Genomic DNA, 512 nt, shown 5'->3' on the forward strand with positions numbered 1-512 from the left:
CGCCATATCGACCAGGGCGGCGTTTGTAGCCAATCTGGGCTGCGATGTCTGCCAAGCTGGCAAGACGCGCAACACGGTTCTCGGAGCAGGTCTCACCGGCGTCGCGCAGATCGTCATGTAGCTTGCGATAACCGTAGACCTTGCCGCTGTCGGCCCATGCTTGTTGGATCAGATCTGTCTGCCGCGCATCTTCAAGCGCACGCTGGCTTAACGGTTCTTTAAGCCATGCATAGAACCCACTGAAATGAACCATCAGCACGCGGCACATTGACCGCACCGAAAACTCGGCACGGTGAGCCTCGATGAACGCGTACTTCACTGAGACTCGCGCGCGAAGTACGCGGTCGCCTTTTTTAAGATGGTCCGCTCCTCGGTGACGCGGGCCAGCTCTCGCTTCAGCCGCTTGATCTCAGCAGCCTGTTCCGCCACCTCCGATCTGACGCTAGGCGACTTCGCAAACTGCGACTTCCATGTGTACAGCGACTTGGTGCTGATCCCCAGTCGCTCTGCCA

At 58.8% G+C, this 512-nt stretch carries 1 pseudogene; it reads right to left on the reverse strand.

Annotated elements, in window-relative coordinates:
- A pseudogene (locus tag ABWV64_RS15955) lies at positions 1–512 on the reverse strand (IS3 family transposase); the annotation flags it as partial.

The sequence above is a fragment of the Litorivita sp. NS0012-18 genome, assembly GCF_040371945.1.
Classification (GTDB): domain Bacteria; phylum Pseudomonadota; class Alphaproteobacteria; order Rhodobacterales; family Rhodobacteraceae; genus Litorivita.